Annotated in this window: 12 protein-coding genes; 8 read left to right on the top strand and 4 right to left on the bottom strand. The window is 71.9% G+C overall.

Translation table 11 applies throughout. The annotated features are described in order from the left end of the window. Positions 1 to 35 precede the first annotated feature (35 nt). Positions 36 to 1034, top strand: a complete 999-nt coding sequence (locus LGI35_RS17820; protein ID WP_227294796.1) for a cation diffusion facilitator family transporter — start codon at positions 36 to 38, stop codon at positions 1032 to 1034. Here the strand turns inward: LGI35_RS17820 and LGI35_RS17815 are convergent. Next, on the bottom strand, positions 1018 to 1815 hold the full coding sequence (locus LGI35_RS17815) for a phosphatase (protein ID WP_227294795.1): 798 nt from the start codon (positions 1813 to 1815) through the stop codon (positions 1018 to 1020). The two genes, LGI35_RS17820 and LGI35_RS17815, sit on opposite strands and share 17 nt — an antisense overlap. A 62-nt stretch (positions 1816 to 1877) precedes the next feature. Beyond that, positions 1878 to 3386 carry a PucR family transcriptional regulator gene (locus LGI35_RS17810; RefSeq protein ID WP_227294794.1) on the bottom strand — a complete coding sequence of 503 codons (1509 nt, stop codon included), beginning with the start codon at positions 3384 to 3386 and terminating at the stop codon, positions 1878 to 1880. A 177-nt stretch (positions 3387 to 3563) separates the two neighbouring features. On the opposite strand from LGI35_RS17810, the gene LGI35_RS17805 reads away from it, so the two are divergent. From LGI35_RS17805 to LGI35_RS17775, 7 genes are all read left to right on the top strand, one after another. Continuing rightward, on the top strand, positions 3564 to 5042 hold the full coding sequence (locus LGI35_RS17805) for a sodium:solute symporter family protein (protein WP_227294793.1): 1479 nt from the start codon (positions 3564 to 3566) through the stop codon (positions 5040 to 5042). A 72-nt stretch (positions 5043 to 5114) separates the two neighbouring features. Beyond that, positions 5115 to 6083 carry an agmatinase gene (gene speB, locus LGI35_RS17800; protein WP_227294792.1) on the top strand — a complete coding sequence of 323 codons (969 nt, stop codon included), beginning with the start codon at positions 5115 to 5117 and terminating at the stop codon, positions 6081 to 6083. Next, complete coding sequence (locus tag LGI35_RS17795; protein WP_227294791.1) at positions 6080 to 7753, top strand: thiamine pyrophosphate-binding protein; 1674 nt, start codon at positions 6080 to 6082, stop codon at positions 7751 to 7753. Before speB ends, LGI35_RS17795 begins: the two co-directional genes overlap by 4 nt. A gap of 227 nt (positions 7754 to 7980) precedes the next feature. Continuing rightward, positions 7981 to 8907, top strand: a complete 927-nt coding sequence (locus tag LGI35_RS17790; RefSeq protein ID WP_227294790.1) for a serine hydrolase — start codon at positions 7981 to 7983, stop codon at positions 8905 to 8907. Positions 8908 to 9081: 174 nt separating this feature from the next. Next, complete coding sequence (locus LGI35_RS17785) at positions 9082 to 12822, top strand: ABC transporter ATP-binding protein (protein WP_227294789.1); 3741 nt, start codon at positions 9082 to 9084, stop codon at positions 12820 to 12822. A 94-nt stretch (positions 12823 to 12916) separates the two neighbouring features. Then, positions 12917 to 13309, top strand: coding sequence for a hypothetical protein (locus LGI35_RS17780; RefSeq protein WP_227294788.1), 393 nt, complete (start codon positions 12917 to 12919; stop codon positions 13307 to 13309). A 119-nt stretch (positions 13310 to 13428) separates the two neighbouring features. Beyond that, the gene (locus LGI35_RS17775; RefSeq protein ID WP_227294787.1) at positions 13429 to 14856 is read left to right on the top strand and encodes an alpha/beta hydrolase family protein; all 1428 of its coding nucleotides are present in this window, start codon (positions 13429 to 13431) and stop codon (positions 14854 to 14856) included. 25 nt (positions 14857 to 14881) lie between these two features. On the opposite strand, the gene LGI35_RS17770 is transcribed toward LGI35_RS17775, so the two are convergent. Both LGI35_RS17770 and LGI35_RS17765 read right to left on the bottom strand, forming a co-directional pair. After that, positions 14882 to 15514: a hypothetical protein gene (locus LGI35_RS17770; protein WP_227294786.1), complete on the bottom strand. Its 633-nt coding sequence runs from the start codon at positions 15512 to 15514 to the stop codon at positions 14882 to 14884. A gap of 111 nt (positions 15515 to 15625) precedes the next feature. Then, entirely contained in the window at positions 15626 to 17443 is a 1818-nt protein-coding gene (locus tag LGI35_RS17765; protein WP_227294785.1) for a glycoside hydrolase family 3 protein, read from the bottom strand. Positions 17444 to 17540: the final 97 nt, after the last annotated feature.

Here is a 17540-nt window from a genome sequence, read left to right as displayed (position 1 = left end):
CGCGGCGCGCGGGGATCGGACATACCGTCAGGTGCATGGGCACGAGCGCTGAGCAGAGTGGGACGGCCGGGGACGCGGGGGAGGACGGCGGGGGCGAGAGCGTCACCACCGTCCTCGTGGCGGCCGCCGCCAATCTCGGGATCGCCCTCGCCAAGGCCGTCGCCGGAATCATCAGCGGGTCGAGCGCCATGCTCTCGGAGGCCGCCCACTCGGTCGCCGACACGGTCACCGAGGTGCTGCTGCTCACCGCGCTGAAGCGCAGCGAGAAGCCCGCGGACGAGGAACATCCCCTCGGCTACGGGCCCGAGCGCTACATCTGGGCCATGCTCGCCGCCGTCGCCACGTTCGTCGGCGGCGCCGTCTTCTCCCTCTACGACGGCATCCACACCCTGATCGCCGGCGAGGAGCTGGGCAACCCGCTCATCTCGTACATCGTCCTCGCCGTCGCCTTCCTCCTGGAGGGCTTCTCGCTGCGCACGGGCATCAAGCAGGCGCGCGGCGAGGCCGAGCGCATGGGGGCGCCCGTGGGCCGGTATCTGCAGCGCACCCCCGACACCGCCGTCAAGGCCGTCGTCATGGAGGACTCGGCCGCCCTCGTCGGCCTGTTCCTCGCCGCGGGCGGCCTGCTCGGCGGTCAGCTCACCGGCTCCGGCGTCTGGGACGCCATCGCCTCCCTGTGCATCGGCGCGCTGCTCCTGTCCGTCGCCTGGGTCCTCGGACGGTCCAACGCCGAACTCCTCATCGGGCGCCCGCTGCCCAAGCCGGTCCGCCTGGAGATCCGCCGAATCCTCGCCGGCGTCGAGCACATCGAGGCCGTACTCGAACTGACCACCCTCGTCCAGGGGCCGCGCGAGGCGCTCGTCGCGGCGAAGGTCGACCTGCGCGACACCTCCACCGCCGCGCAGATCGAGTGGGCCTGCGAGGAGGCGGCCCGCCGGCTGCGCGAGCGGTTCCCGAACGTGACCCGGGTCTACCTCGACCCGACGCCCGGGTTCGCGCAGCGGCGCGAGGAAGGGCTCAATCCGTGGGGCTGAGACCCGCCGCGTCGAGGAGGTAGGCCGTCATCGGGTCGTAGTGGCGCGGGCTCGTGACGTGGTCGTCGAGCGGCACCGTCACCTGAAGGGTGCCCTCCGCCTCGCCGACGAACAGCGCCGGGTCGTTGCAGTCCGCGTATCCGATGGAGTCGATGCCCCGCTGGCCCGCGCAGCCCGCCCAGCCGTGGTCGGCGACGACGAGGTTCGGCAGCGGGCGCCCCTCGCGCTCCAGGCCGTCCAGGATCCGCGCCATGGGGTCCGGGGAATGCGTGTGCCACAGGGTCGCGCCGCGCTCCAGGACCGCCACGTCGGCGAACTGGAAGACCATGCCCTCGTCCGTCGACAGGCCCTCGGGGATCACGACGATCTCGCAGCCCGCCGCGCGCAGCGCCGCGGCCGTCGCGCGGTGCACGTCCAGGAGGCCGCCCGGGTGGCCCGTCGCGAACAGGACGCGCTCCTTGCCGGCCGCCGCCTTGCGCAGCCGGGCGCCCATCCGGTCCAGGGCGTCGACCGTGAGCTGCGGGTCGATGGTGTCCTGGCCGAAGCGGTACTCGGGGTCGTCGTTCACGCCGCAGCGCTCCGCCATCACCGCGAGGACGTCCTGCTCGTCGGTCCAGCGGTCGCCGAGCTCCAGGCCGAGCCAGTAGTGGCGGTCGCCGTTCGCGAGCCTGCGGTAGTGGGAGAGGTTGTTGTCGCGGGGTGTGGCCACGTCGCCCGCGATGCGGGTGCGGATCAGATGGTCGACGAGCGCGGCGCGGCTGGGGGTCCCGGGTATCGGCATGCCCCCCATTGTGCCGTCGGGCGCTGTGAGGAGCCCCGATGTCCCGGAGGGTGGGACGGGTGTCACTCTGCGTGGCGCAGGGCGAACCACAGCTCCATGCGCACGTCGGGGTCGTCCAGGTCCGTGTCGAGGAGCGTGGCGCACTTCGCGATGCGCTGCCGCACGGTGTTGCGGTGGACGCCGAGCGCGGTGGCCGTGCGGTCCCAACTCCCGTGCAGGGACAGCCACGTACGCAGTGTCTCGGTCAGCGCGGGCGTGTGCGCGATCGGGGCGAGGAGCGTCCGGGCGTGCGCCGTCACCTCCCCGGGGTCGAGGAGCGAGGCGAGTCCGCGCGCGTCCGCGTGGTGGTGCACGAGCGCGGCGCGGGTCGCCTTCGCCCGGGTCAGGGCACGCGAGGCCTGCGCGTCGGCCGCCGCCAGGTCGTCCGTGGGCGCCGCGCCGCTCACCCCCATCACCCAGCCCTCCTGGGCGACGACCTCCAGGTCCGCGGGGAGCAGGGCGCGTACGAGGCAATCGGTCGTGTCGAGGAGGGGCGTGCCGAGGGAGACGGGGGGAGGCGACGGACGGTCGGGTGCGGCGTGGACCACCCGCCACGTGCCGTCGCCGAGCAGCGCCGCGACGGCGGCCGGCTCCTCGCCGAGCAGGAGCCGGACCAGGGCCGCCGAGCGCGCCGCCTCGGCCGTCGTCTGGTGTTCGCCCGTGAGCAGGGAGAGCAGGACCACCGCCACCCCCGCGATGGTGTGGTCGCCGGGGTCGCGGTGGCCGACCGCCGTCCCCAGCGAGTAGCCCTGGCCGCCGCCCAGCGCGTACGCCGCCAGCTGCGTGCCGCCCACCGTGTCCGCCGCCGACGTGGGCGCGGGGAAGAGGCGGGTCTCGCCGGGGCGCACGATCCGCATCAGCTGCGCCATCGCCGCGCTCACCTCGGCCGACGGGTCGGGGCCCGCCCGGCCGACCTCCGTGCCGTCCGGCGCGGTGAGCACCACCCAGCCGCCGGTGCGCTGCGCCAGCTGCCGCAGCACCGCGGGCACCGGGTAGGGGCGCGCCGCCGCCGTGGCGAGGCCCTGCTGCGCCTCGCTGACGCGGCGCAGTTCCGCGTGGCGCGCCTGGGCCATCAGCTGCCAGACCGCGCGGGTCACCCCGCTGAAGGTGGAGTGCGGCGGCACCTCGAGGAGCGGCAGCCCGTGCCGCTCGCAGGCCTCGACCAGCGCGCGCGGCACCGTGTCGTGCACCGGCGCGACCCCGAAGCCGAGCGCCGCCCCGCCCGCCGCGACGACCCGCGCCACGTAGTCGTCGTAATAGGGGCCCGTGCCCGCCGACTCCGTCGCGTGCACCCCGGCGGTCAGCAGCAGCTCACCGCCGAGCAGATACGGGTACGGGTCGGCCATCTCGGACGTGTGCGCCCAGTGGATCACCGTGTCGGGGCCCACGGGCGGGCCGGCGATCTGGCGCAGGCCCAGGTCCTCGCGGGCGAGCAGCGCGGTGAGCGGCACCGGCGGGGTCGGCGGAACGGCCGGTGCGGGGGGCGCAGAGGGGCCTGGCGGGCCCGCCGCAGGCCGGGTTGCGTCCGGCATGGTGGACGTTTTCTCCATCCAGTCGCGGGAGAGTGGATAAAAAGTACACTTCAGCGTTGCTTTCAGGCCACCTAAGGTCGTGCCGACCGCAGGCCTCGGGTACGGGCGGATGTCCCCACGGCCGGTCACCCACCCCATCTGCACGACACGCCACCGAGGTGCGCGAAGGAGGGCCCTATGGCCGTCGACTACACAGTGATCGTCGTCTATCTCGCCGGCATGCTGGCCATGGGCTGGTGGGGCATGCGCCGCGCCAAGTCCAAGAGCGAGTTCCTCGTGGCGGGCCGCAGGCTCGGCCCGATGATGTACTCCGGCACCATGGCCGCGATCGTCCTCGGCGGCGCCTCCACCATCGGCGGCGTGGGCCTCGGCTACCAGTACGGCCTGTCCGGCGCGTGGATGGTCTTCACCATCGGCCTCGGCCTGCTCGCGCTGTCCGTGTTCTTCTCGGCGCGCATCGCCCGCCTGAAGGTCTACACCGTCTCCGAGATGCTCGACCTGCGCTACGGCGGCCGGTCCGGGCTCATCTCCGGCGTCGTGATGTGGGCGTACACGCTGATGCTCGCCGTCACCTCGACCATCGCCTACGCCACGATCTTCGACGTGCTGTTCGACATGAACCGCACCATCGCGATCATCCTCGGCGGCTCGATCGTCGTCGCGTACTCGACGCTCGGCGGCATGTGGTCCATCACCCTCACCGACATGGTGCAGTTCGTGGTGAAGACCATCGGCGTCCTGCTCCTGCTGCTGCCGATCGCCGTCATCAAGGCCGGCGGCTTCAGCGAGATGAAGGCCAAGCTGCCCACCGAGTACTTCGACCCGCTGGGCATCGGCGGCGAGACGATCTTCACGTACGTGCTGATCTACACGTTCGGCATGCTGATCGGCCAGGACATCTGGCAGCGCGTGTTCACCGCCCGCAGCGACAAGGTCGCCCGCGTCGGTGGCACCGTCGCCGGCACCTACTGCCTGGTCTACGCCGTCGCCGGCGCCGTCATCGGCACCGCCGCGAAGGTCATGTACCCGAAGCTGCCCAGCGCCGACGCCGCGTTCGCGACCATCGTCAAGGACGAGCTCCCCATCGGTGTGCGCGGCCTGGTGCTCGCCGCCGCGCTCGCCGCCGTCATGTCGACCTCGTCCGGCGCGCTGATCGCCTGCGCGACCGTCGCCAACAACGACATCTGGTCGCGGCTGCGGGGCGCGATCAAGCCCTCCGGCGGAAACTCCGACGAGCCCCACGACGAGGTGAAGGGCAACCGCCTCTTCATCCTGATCATGGGTGTCGCGGTGATCTGCATCGCCATCGCGCTCAACAACGTCGTCGAGGCCCTGACGGTCGCCTACAACCTGCTCGTCGCCGGACTCCTCGTGCCGATCCTCGGCGGCCTGCTGTGGAAGCGCGGCACCGTGGCCGGCGCCCTCGCCGCCGTCACCGTCGGCGGACTCGCCGTCATCGGCCTGATGTGGGGCTACGGGATCCTCGCCAACGAGCCCGTCTACTACGGCCTCCTGCTCTCCCTCGCCGCCTTCGTCATCGTCTCCCTGGTCACCAAGCCCACCGACGCCGCGGTGCTCGCCACCTGGCGCGAGCGGCTCGCCGGGCGCGGGGCCGAGGCGGAGACGGGCGCGGAGCCGGCCACCGTCACCCAGTAAATTCGTCAAGCGCCGCGCAGCCCCGCCAAGGGCTGCGCGGCGCCAAGAAGCGTAGGAAAGAAGGCAATTCGCATGAGCAGCAACGAGACGCCCCGCGGTCCGGTCGACTCCTCCCGCGTCCCGCGGTACGCCGGTCCCGCCACCTTCGCCCGGCTGCCCCGCCTCGACGAGGTGGGCACCGCGGACGTGGCCGTCGTGGGCGTGCCCTTCGACACGGGCGTCTCGTACCGGCCGGGCGCCCGCTTCGGCGGCAACGCGATCCGCGAGGCGTCCCGGCTGCTGCGCCCCTACAACCCGGCGCAGGACGCCTCCCCGTTCGCCCTCGCGCAGGTCGCGGACGCCGGTGACATAGCGGCCAACCCGTTCAACATCAACGAGGCCGTCGAGACGATCGAGGCCGCGGCCGACGACCTCCTCGGCACCGGCGCCCGCATGATGACGCTCGGCGGCGACCACACCATCGCGCTGCCGCTGCTGCGCTCGGTCGCCAAGAAGCACGGCCCGGTCGCGCTGCTCCACTTCGACGCGCACCTCGACACGTGGGACACGTACTTCGGCGCCGAGTACACGCACGGCACCCCGTTCCGCCGCGCCGTCGAGGAGGGCATCCTCGACACCGAGGCGCTCTCCCACGTCGGCACGCGCGGCCCGCTGTACGGCAAGCAGGACCTCACCGACGACGAGAAGATGGGCTTCGGCATCGTCACCTCGGCGGACATCTACCGCCGCGGCGCCGACGAGGTCGCCGACCAGCTGCGCCAGCGCATCGGCGACCGCCCGCTGTACATCTCCATCGACATCGACTGCCTCGACCCGGCCCACGCGCCCGGCACCGGCACCCCCGAGGCCGGCGGCATGACCTCGCGCGAGCTCCTGGAGATCCTGCGCGGCCTGTCGTCCTGCAACCTCGTCTCCGCCGACGTCGTCGAGGTCGCCCCGGCCTACGACCACGCGGAGATCACCGCCGTCGCCGCCTCGCACACCGCGTACGAGCTGACGACGATCATGTCCCGTCAGATCGCGGAGGCCAGGGGCAAGTGACGCACGACCACGACCTGGAACTGCTGCCCACCGAGGCACAGACCGAAGCCGCGCTGAACCCGCCGCCCGGCCGCAACGGCGGCGACCTCGTCGTCGAGACGCTGCACGGCCTCGGCGCGTCCACCGTCTTCGGGCTCCCCGGCCAGCACGCGCTCGGCATGTTCGACGCGCTGCGCCGCTCGGACCTGCGGTACGTGGGCCTGCGCGTGGAGAACAACGCGGGCTTCGCGGCCGACGCGTACGGGCGCGTGACCGGTGAGGTCGCGCCCCTCCTGCTCTCCACCGGACCCGGCGCGCTGATGTCGCTCGCCGCGCTCCAGGAGGCGGCGGCCGCCTCGGCGCCGGTCCTGGCCATCGGCAGTCAGATCCCGGTCGCGGGGCTCGGCGGCGGACGCCACGGCTATCTGCACGAACTCCGCGACCAGCAGGCCTCGTTCCGGGACGTGGTCAAGTCCGTCCACACCGTGCGGACGCAGTCGCAGATCCCCTCCGCGATCGCCGCCGCCTGGGAGTCCGCCCTCACCGCGCCGCACGGCCCGGTCTGGGTGGAGATCCCGCAGGACGTGCTCCTCGCGCAGACGGCCCTTCCGGTCGTCACGGCGATGGACGCGACCCCGCGCGACCTCGTGCCGCGCCCCGAACTGACCGCCGTGGCAGCCGACCTGCTGTCGCGCGCCGAGCGTCCCGTGATCATCGCGGGCGGCGGCGTCGTACGGTCGGACGCGAGCGGCAAGCTGGTCGCGCTCGCGGAGAAGATCGACGCCCCGGTCGTGTGCACCTTCGGCGGCAAGGGCGCGTTCCCCTGGGAGCACCCGCTCTCGCTCCAGTCGTGGATGGAGGACCGACACACGACGGACCTCCTGGAGGACGCCGACGTCCTCCTCGTCGTCGGCTCCGGCCTGGGCGAACTCTCCTCGAACTACCACACGTTCGCGCCGCGCGGCCGGGTGATCCAGATCGAGGCGGACGCCGGGAAGCTGGAGTCCAACCACCCGGCGCTCGGCATCCACGCCGACGCGCGCCTGGCGCTCTCGGCGCTCCTGGAGACGGTCACGGAACGGCCGGACCCGTCGGCGCCCGAACGGGTCGCGACGCTCCTGGCCGCGGTCCGCGAACGCCTCGACGGCCAGGACCTGGCCTTCGAACGCGAGATCCTGGGATCTGTGCGGGCGGCCCTCCCGGCGTCCTCCCCCTCCTTCTGGGACATGACGATCCTGGCGTACTGGGCCTGGTCGGCATGGCCGGGCGCGCTGCACTCGGCGCAGGGCGCGGGCGGCCTCGGCTACGGCTTCCCGGCCGCGCTCGGCGCCGCCGCGGCCGACCCGTCGAAGCCGGTCCTCGCGGTCTCGGGCGACGGCGGCGCGATGTACTCGATCGCGGAACTGGCCACGGCGAAGCAGTACAACCTGCCGGTGACCTGGCTGATCGTGGACGACGGCGGCTACGGCATCCTGCGCGAGTACATGACGGACGCGTTCGGCGAAGCCACGGCGACGGAGCTCTCGCGCCCGGACTTCGTGGCGCTCGCCGAGTCCTTCGGGGTCCCGGGCGTACGGACGTCCCCCGAGACGCTCCAGGAGGACCTGGCCAAGGCCCTCGCGGAACCGGGCCCGTCGGTCGTGGTGCTCCCCGCACTGCTGAAGATGTTCGCGCCCACGCATCTGGGCTGAGGCGATCAGCCGATCGGTCGATCACGCGACGGCCCCCGGGAGATGTCTTCCCGGGGGCCGTCGCGTTTCCGGCCCCTGATCCGCCAGGGGTTGGTCTACGCGGTGCCGAGCAGCTTCATGACTCGCTCCCGGATCTGTCGGGGTCCGTACAACCCTTCGCCCTCATTCGGTGTCATGTGAGGCGAGTGCGCTGGAGGCGTGCTCGGTTCGAATCTGGGGGGAAACGCATGACGCGCCGAATATCCATACGTGCTGCCCGCGTGCTTCCGGCGGTCATCGCCGCCGGGGTGCTCGTGCCCGTCGTCGCGGGGGCCGCGCCCGCGTCCGCCGCCACCGCGCCACAGGTCACCTGCACCTCCGGCAAGGCCGGGCTCGCGGCCAAGCTGCAGAAGGACATCACCGCCGCCCTCGCGAGCCGTAAGGGGACCGTCGCGGTCGGGCTCTTCGACCGGACCACGAACACCACGTGCGCGCTTCGGGCCACGTCCTCGTACGACTCCGCCAGTGTCGTGAAGGTGACCGTCCTCGCCACGCTGCTGTGGGACGCCAAGAAGACCAACCGGTATCTGACCACGCGCGAGGCGAACCTCGCCACCGCCATGATCACCAAGTCGGACAACGCGGCCACCACATCGCTGTGGAAGCAGCTCGGCACCACCAAGGTGAAGGGCTTCCTGAAGGCCGCCGGGATGACACGGACCGTGCCGGGATCGGGTGGCTACTGGGGGCTGACCCAGATCAACGTCCAGGACGAGCAGAAGCTGCTCTCGCTGGTCACCGCCAAGAACACCGTCCTCAGCGACAACTCCCGCGCCTACATCCTCAAGCTCATGGGCAAGGTCGTCTCGTCGCAGCGGTGGGGCACCCCGGCCGGCGCGCCCTCGTCCGTCGCCGTACACGTCAAGAACGGCTGGCTGCAGCGCTCCACGTACGGCTGGCGCGTGCACAGCATCGGCGCGTTCCAGGGCGGCGGACACGACTACACGATCTCTGTCCTGACGCACGGCAACAGCACGATGAGTTACGGCGTGGACACGATCCAGGCCGTGGCGCGGGTCATCCACAAGGACCTGACGCCGACCGCCGCGGCCTCGTCCCGCTATACGCCGACCAGCACGCCCAAGGAGGCGTTCGTCGCCGTACCGCAGAAGTGACCGCACAAGTGACCGCGGCACCGACCCGCGGGCACGGGGGCCGGCCGAGGACCAAAGGACCGGGCGGCCTCCGTCCTTGGTCCCGGTCTGCTCCCCGTTTTGTTGCGGCGGGATGAAATCCGCCGGTCTCCGCGTTGGGCCTCTCGGCAGGTCAGGACAACAGGAGGCGGACACGTGGCGGAGCAACGGGGCTGGGGTCGGCGGCTCGCCGGGTACGCGTGGCGGTACCCGAAGGACGTCGTGCTCGCGCTCGGGGCGTCCCTGGGCGGCATGGCCGTCATGGCGCTGGTGCCCCTGATCACCAAGGTGATCATCGATGACGTGGTCCAGGACCACACCCGCTCCATGGCCCCGTGGGCGGGCGCCCTGATCGGCGCCGCCCTCGTCGTCTACGTCTTCACCTACATCCGCCGCTACTACGGCGGCCGCCTCGCACTCGACGTCCAGCACGACCTGCGCAACGAGATGTACGGAACGATCACCCGGCTCGACGGCCGGCGCCAGGACGAGCTGTCCACCGGCCAGGTCGTCGGCCGCGCGACCAGTGACCTCCAGCTCATCCAGGGCCTGCTCTTCATGCTCCCGATGACCATCGGGAACGTCCTGCTCTTCCTGATCTCCCTCGTGATCATGGCGTGGCTGTCCCTGCCGCTCACCCTCGTCGCGCTCGCCGTCGCCCCCGCCCTCTGGTTCATCGCCAAGCGCAGCCGCTCCCGCCTCCACCCCGCCACCTGGTACGCGCAGGCGCAGGCCGCCGCCGTCGCCGGGGTCGTGGACGGGGCCGTCTCCGGCGTGCGCGTCGTGAAGGGCTTCGGGCAGGAGGACCAGGAGACCGGGAAGCTCAGGGAGGTCGGGCGGCGGCTGTTCGCCGGCCGCCTGCGCACCATCCGCCTGAACTCCAAGTTCACCCCCGCACTCCAGGCCGTGCCCGCCCTCGGTCAGGTCGCGATGCTCGCGCTCGGCGGCTGGCTCGCCGTCCGCGGCCAGATCACGCTCGGCACGTTCGTCGCGTTCTCCAGCTACCTCGCCCAGCTCGTCGGCCCCGTCCGCATGCTCGCCATGGTCCTGACCGTCGGCCAGCAGGCCCGCGCCGGCGTCGAGCGCGTCCTCGAACTGATCGACACGGAGCCGTCCCTCGAGGACGGCAAGAAGGAACTGCCCGCCGACGCCCCCGCGACCGTCGAGTTCGACGACGTGTCGTTCTCGTACGAGGGCACCGACCGCGCCGTACTCGACGGACTGTCCTTCGAGATCCCGGCCGGCGAGACCCTCGCCGTCGTCGGCTCCTCCGGCTCCGGCAAGTCGACCGTGTCGCTGCTCCTGCCGCGCTTCTACGACGTCACGCACGGCGCCGTCCTCGTGGGCGGACACGACGTGCGCGAACTGACCCTCGACTCGCTGCGGGCCGCGATCGGGCTCGTGCCCGAGGACTCGTTCCTCTTCTCCGACACCATCCGCGCGAACATCGCGTACGGCGCACCCGACGCGAGCGACGAGCAGATCGAGACCGCGGCCCGCGCCGCCCAGGCCGACCGCTTCATCGCGGAGCTCCCCGACGGCTACGACACGACCGTCGGCGAGCACGGCCTCACACTCTCCGGCGGCCAGCGCCAGCGCATCGCGCTCGCCCGCGCCATCCTCACCGACCCCCGCCTCCTCGTCCTCGACGACGCCACGTCCGCCGTCGACGCGCGCGTGGAACACGAGATCCACGAGGCGCTGCGGGGCGTCATGGCCGGCCGCACCACCCTCCTCATCGCGCACCGCCGCTCCACCCTCGGCCTCGCCGACCGCATCGCCGTCCTCGACGACGGGCGCCTCGCCGCGATCGGCACCCACGAGGAGCTGGAGGCCGGATCGGCCCTCTACCGGCGCCTGCTCACCGACCCCGACGAGCTCGGCGGGGTCTCGCCGGGCCATGTCGCGCCCGCGCTCCCCGACGAGGACACCTCCGTACGCGAGGAGCTGGACGCCGAGTTCGACGCCGAGCGAGGCATCACCCCCGCCCTGTGGACGGGCGACCGCGAGGCGAAGAACGCCGAGGATCCGGCGCTCGCCGGGATGCCCGCGACGCCCGAACTGCTCGCGCAGGTCGAGGCCCTGCCCGCCGCGACCGACGTCCCGGACATCGACGAGGCGCGCGCGGTGACGGCCGAGGAGTCGTACGGGCTGCGCCGCCTGCTGCGCGGATTCGGCGCGCCCCTGCTGATCAGCCTCGTGCTCGTCGCCCTCGACGCGGGCATGGGCCTGCTGCTCCCCGTGCTGATCCGGCACGGCATCGACGAGGGCGTCTCGCAGCTCGCGCTCGGCGCCGTGTGGGCGGCCGCCGGGCTCGGCCTGGTCACCGTCCTCGTCCAGTGGTGCGCGCAGATCGGCGAGACCCGGATGACGGGACGCACCGGTGAGCGGGTCCTCTACTCGCTGCGCCTGAAGATCTTCTCCCAGCTCCAGCGGCTCGGCCTCGACTACTACGAGCGGGAGCTGACCGGGCGCATCATGACCCGGATGACGACCGACGTGGACGCCCTGTCGACGTTCCTCCAGACGGGCCTGGTCACCGCCTTCGTCTCCGTCGTCACGTTCTTCGGCATCATGGGCACGCTCCTCGTCATCGACGTCCAGCTCGCCCTGGTCGTCTTCGTGACGCTGCCGCCGCTGATCGTCGGCACGTTCTTCTTCCGTCGTTCCAGCGTCAAGGCGTACGAACTCGCCCGTGAGCGCGTCTCGGTGGTCAACGCCGACCTCCAGGAGTCCGTCGCCGGGCTGCGGATCGTGCAGGCGTTCCGGCGCGAGCGCTCGGGTGCCGAGCGGTTCGCCGAGCGCAGCGGCGCCTACCGCAGCGCCCGTATCCGCGGCCAGTGGCTGATCTCGGTGTACTTCCCGTTCGTGCAGTTCCTGTCGTCCGTCGCCGCTGCCGCGGTCCTGATGGTGGGCGCGGGCCGGGTCGAGGCGGGCACCCTGACGACCGGCGCGCTCGTCGCGTACCTCCTCTACATCGACCTGTTCTTCGCGCCCGTGCAGCAGCTGTCCCAGGTCTTCGACGGCTACCAGCAGGCCACCGTCTCGCTCGGCCGCATCCAGGAGCTGCTCCAGGAGCCGACGTCCACGAAGGACGCCGAGGAACCCCTCGACGTCCTCTCCCTGCGGGGCGAGATCGCCTTCGAGGACGTGGACTTCGCGTACGGGGCCGCCGACGGTTCCGAGGCGGCGCTCAGCGACGTGGCCCTGCGCATCCCCGCCGGGCAGACCGTCGCCTTCGTCGGCGAGACCGGCGCGGGCAAGTCGACCCTCGTCAAGCTCGTCGCCCGCTTCTACGACCCGACGGCGGGTCGCGTCACCGTGGACGGCACCGACCTGCGCGCCCTCGACCTGACGAGCTACCGCCACCGCCTCGGCGTCGTGCCGCAGGAGGCGTACCTCTTCCAGGGCACCGTGCGCGACGCCATCGCCTACGGCCGCCCCGACGCGACCGACGCCCAGGTGGAGGCGGCGGCCCGCGCGGTCGGCGCGCACGAGATGATCGCCACCCTCGAGGGCGGCTACCTCCACGAGGTCGCCGAGCGCGGCCGCAACCTGTCGGCCGGGCAGCGGCAGTTGATCGCCCTGGCCCGCGCCGAGCTCGTCGACCCCGACATCCTGCTGCTCGACGAGGCGACCGCCGCGCTCGACCTCGCCACGGAGGCCCAGGTCAACCAGGCCACGGACCGGATAGCGGGCAAGCGCACGACCCTCGTCGTCGCGCACCGCCTCACCACCGCGGCCCGCGCGGACCGGGTCGTGGTGATGGCCGACGGGCGCGTCGCGGAGGACGGCACGCACACCGAGCTCCTCGCGCTCGGCGGGCGGTACGCCGAGCTGTGGCGGACCTTCTCCGGCGAGCCCGAGGCGGAGGCGGAGATCAGCTCTTCGCTGTGACGGTGGATCGGCGCAACCACCGGCCCTGTGTGTGGCGTCCGTTCATCAGTACGCTGTGGCACACGTGACTGGAGGGGCGACGGTGGGTGGAGGCATGAGCGAGGGCGCCATACGCAGACGGCTGGCGGCCGCTGCAGCAGTACTGACCTCCTCGGCGCTGTTGGCCCTCGCGGGCCCAGCCGCCGGCACGGCCCAGGCCGCGGCGATCTGCCCCGGCCACAAGGTGCGCACCCTGCCGTTCTCCACCGGCAGGACGGTCCTCTACCGCAGCGGGAACTACCTCTGCGCGGTCACCCTCACCAAGCGCGACGGCGTACGGCAGAAGATGTCGGTCAGCGTGCAGGCGCGCGGCAGCAGGCCCGTCCAGGACAGCGGGCGCTACACCCACCACGCGGGCCCGGTGACCGTCCACACGGGCCACCGCTGCGTGTGGGTGAGGGGCGCGGTCGGCGGGGCGTCGGTGAGCTCGGGCTGGATCCTCTGCTGAACGTGCGCCTCGCCCGCCCCGTACGCCCCGTGCGCTCACAGAACCCCAAGAACCCCTGACAGAACAGATGTTCCTCCGCTAGGTTCCGGTGCGCATCTGTGTTCTACAGGGGAGTATGCATGCGCAATGCGCTGAGATGGTTGCTGGCGCTCGTGGTGCTGATAGGCACCGTGAGTACGGCCACAGCGGCCACCGCCGCTCAGGCCCGGCCGGCGGCCGCCGACACCAGTACCGATATCAAGGACCGGCTCCTCGCCGTACCCGGCATGAGCCTGGTGGAGGAGAAGCCCTACACCGGCTACCGCTACTTCGTCCTCAACTACACCCAGCCGGTCGACCACCGGCACCCGTCCAAGGGCACGTTCCAGCAGCGCATCACCGTGCTGCACAAGGACGTCAGCCGCCCGACGGTCATGTTCACCAGCGGCTACAACGTGTCCACGACGCCGAGCCGCAGCGAGCCGACCCGCATCGTCGACGGCAACCAGATCTCCGTGGAGTACCGCTACTTCACCCCGTCCCGGCCCGCCCCGGCCGACTGGTCCAAGCTCGACATCTGGCAGGCGGCCAGTGACCAGCACGGCATCTACCAGGCCCTCAAGCCGATCTACGGCAAGAACTGGCTGACCACCGGCGGTTCCAAGGGCGGCATGACGGCCACGTACTACGAGCGCTTCTACCCGCGCGACATGGACGGCGTCGTCGCGTACGTCGCGCCGAACGACGTCGTGAACAAGGAGGACTCGGCGTACGACGACTTCTTCAAGACCGTCGGCCCGAAGGACTGCCGCGTGGCGCTGCAGAACGTGCAGCGCGAGACACTCGTGCGCCGTGACGCCCTGGAGAAGAAGTACGCGGAGTACCTGAAGGCCAACAACTACACGGTGGACACGGTCGGTTCGCTGGACAAGGCCTACGAGGCCACCGTCCTCGACCTGGTGTGGGGCTTCTGGCAGTACCAGCCGTCGCAGACGGCGTGCGCCGAGGTGCCCGACGCCGCGACGGTCACGGACCAGGCGCTCTTCGACTACGTCGACGCGGTCGGCGGCTGGTCCTCGTACGCGGACCAGAGCCTCGCCACGTACACGCCGTACTACTACCAGGCGGGTACGCAGCTCGGCTCCCCCGACATCAAGCAGCCCTGGCTGGGGAACCTGTCGCGCTACGGCTACCAGCCGCCGCGCAACTTCGTGCCGCGCTCCATCCCGATGAAGTTCCAGCCGTCGGCGATGCGCGACGTGGACTCCTGGGTGCGCCACCACGCGACGCGGATGCTGTACGTCTACGGCTCCAACGACCCGTGGGGCGCCGAGCGGTTCCGCCCCGGCAAGGGCTCGACGGACTCGTACGTGCTCACCGCCCCCGGCGCCAACCACGGGGCGAACGTCGCCGGTCTGAACGCCGACGACAAGACGTTCGCCACGGAGCGGATCCTGAAGTGGGCCGGCGTCTCCGCCCCCGCCGCGCAGGCCGCCAAGCCGCTGGCCCCGTACGACTCCAAGCTCGACAAGCGTGACGTCCAGCGCGAGCTGACCCTGCGGCCGTAAGGCCTCTCGTCCGGATCAAGCCGAACTACACCCGGACCGCGCATCCCACCGGTTCGGACCCGCCCAGCGTCACGTACAACGCCGTGAGCGCGGGGCACTTGGCGCGGTCCACCGCCGCGGCGGCCACCCGGTACCGGGGTTTCTCCTTGCCGGAGCCGTCGCAGGCGGTCTCGCGGACCTGGCCGCGGCCCGCCGCGTACACGCAGTCCCCGACGATCGTGCGGGGCCCGCCGCCGCCCCCCGGATCCCCGGGGTGCGGCGGCTCCAGGTTGCGCATGCAGGCGTAGCCCCGCGCGATCTCCCCGTCGGCGGTTCCGTCGCTCCCGACGAGCGAGGGCCGGCCCTCGCTGATGTGCAGGACGAAGTCGGTGCGGGACGGGCACGTCGGCCCGTCCGTCACCTTTCCGTCGTAGCGCGCGGTGACCCGGGCCACCGCGCGCTCGCTCCTGCACGGCACCTCGGTGAACGTGGCGCGCCCCCGGGAGCTGCACTCGTCCACGGCGAGGAACACCGCCCCGTAACCCGACGGCGACCGGCCGGCCTGCGGCGCAGGTCCGCCGGACCCCGCATCCGGCGACCCCTGACACGCCGCGAGCGTCATGGCGAGCAGTGCCGCGCACACCGCCCCCGCCCACCGCGCCCTGTTCCACGCAAGCATGGCAATCCCCCCGATACGCACCCCAGCGTGACCCGCCGGGGCGGGCGCACGCCAGGCGTACAGGGTGGTTTGGGTCAGTCGGGGGTGGTGCGCCGGGTGTGCGGCGTACGTCTAGTACGACAACCCGTAGCCGATCGGGTACAGCACCTGCGTCGGATCGTCGGCCCGCTGCACCGGCACGGGCAGCTTGCCCCGCGGCCTGGCCCGGCCGGCGATCACCCGGACCGCGGCCCGCAGTTCGACGTCGGTCCACGAGTACGAGGCGAGCGAGGCCCCGACGCCGGGCACCTGCGCGATGTCGTACGGGTTGCGGATCGCGACCGCGACGACCGGGACGCCGGTGGCGGCCAGGGCGTTCACGAGCCGCTGCTGAGCGCTGCCCGCCGTGACGTTGTACGTGCCGACCAGAACCGCGTCCTTGCCCTGGGCGGCGGCGACCGCCTCGTCGATCTTCGCCTGGTTCGGCGCCGTCCCGGTCGACAACACCGTCGCGGCGAAGCCGAGTTCGGTCAGGGCCTGGCCGAGGGTCGTCGTCGGCGGGCCCGTCGTGCCCGAGGGCGAGGCCGGGTCGGCGCCTACCACGAGGATGTTCTTGTGGGTGCGGCGCGACAGCGGGAGCAGCCCGTTCTTGTTGAGCAGGAGCGTCGTGGTGGCCTCGGCGATGCGGTCGGCGGCGGCCAGGTGGTCGCGCGTGCCGACGGTCTTGTCGACGCCGCGGCCGGTGACGTACGGCTCGTCGAACAGGCCCAGCTTCTCCTTGAGGCGCAGGACGCGCAGGATCGACTCGTCGAGGCGCTCCTCCGTCAGCTCGCCGTTCTTCACGGCGGCGAGGACGGCGTTCCAGGACACCTCCAGGGAGGGCGGGTTGAGGAGCTGGTCCACGCCCGCCTTCAGGGCGAGCACCGGCACGCGGTCGTCGCCGTACTTGTCGCGTACGCCCTGCATGCCGAGGGAGTCGGTGACGATGAGGCCCTCGAAGCCGAGTTCCTGGCGCAGGATGCCCGTCATGATCGGGTGCGAGAGCGTCGCGGGGTCGCCCGAGCCGTCGAGGTCGGGGACCATGATGTGCGCGGTCATGATCGAGTCGATGCCCGCGGCGATCGCGGCCTTGAACGGCGGCGCGTCGATCTTCTGCCACTGCTCGCGCGTGTGCGTGATGATCGGGAAGCCGAAGTGGCTGTCGGTGGCGGTGTCGCCGTGGCCGGGGAAGTGCTTGGCCGTGGAGGCGATGTCGGAGCTCTGGTAGCCCTTGACCTCGGAGGCGACCAGGCCCGCGACGGCCTCGGGGTCGGCGCCGAAGGAGCGCACGCCGATGACCGGGTTGGCCGGGTTGATGTTCACGTCGGCGTCGGGCGCGTAGTTCTGGCGGATGCCGACCGCGCGCAGTTCGGCGCCGGCGATCCGGCCCAGGGTGCGGGCGTCGGAGCGGGAGCCGCCCGCGCCGATGGCCATGGCGCCCGGGAAGAGTGTCGCGGGCTCGCCGACGCGGCAGACGATGCCGTGTTCCTGGTCGGTGGAGATGAGCAGCGGGATACGGCTCGGCTGGGCGAGGCCCGCGCGCTGGATGCCGTTCGACAGGTCGGCGATCTGGTGCGGGTCGCGGGTGTTGTGCGCCCAGGTGAAGTAGATGATGCCGCCGAGCTTGTACTTGTCGATCAGTTCGGCCGCGGTGCGGACACCGATCTCGGCGAGGTTGGCGTCGATGTCGGCCTGGTCGGGGTCGGTGGCGGAGTGGCCGTAGACCCGCATCACGAAGAGCTGGCCGACCTTCTCCTCGAGGCTCATCCGGGAGATGAGCTGCTTGAGTCGCGCGTCCTTGCCCTTGCGTGACGCGTCGTCGGCCTGGGCCGGGGCGCCGGACAAGGTGACTGCGGCGGCGCCCGCGGTGGCGGCGGCGAGCAGGGTGCGTCTGGACAGGCTGTGGTGCACGTGCGCACTCCTTCCGGAGGAGAACTGGTGATCCAAACCCTGAAAGAAACTTCCGTGGGTCACGATTATCCGGAAAGTTTCTGCCAGTCAAGGGTGC

Source organism: Streptomyces longhuiensis (assembly GCF_020616555.1).
GTDB classification, from domain to species: domain Bacteria; phylum Actinomycetota; class Actinomycetes; order Streptomycetales; family Streptomycetaceae; genus Streptomyces; species Streptomyces longhuiensis.
The sequence above is the reverse complement of the archived record's forward strand: the minus strand, read 5'-3'. Positions and strand labels throughout refer to the sequence as shown.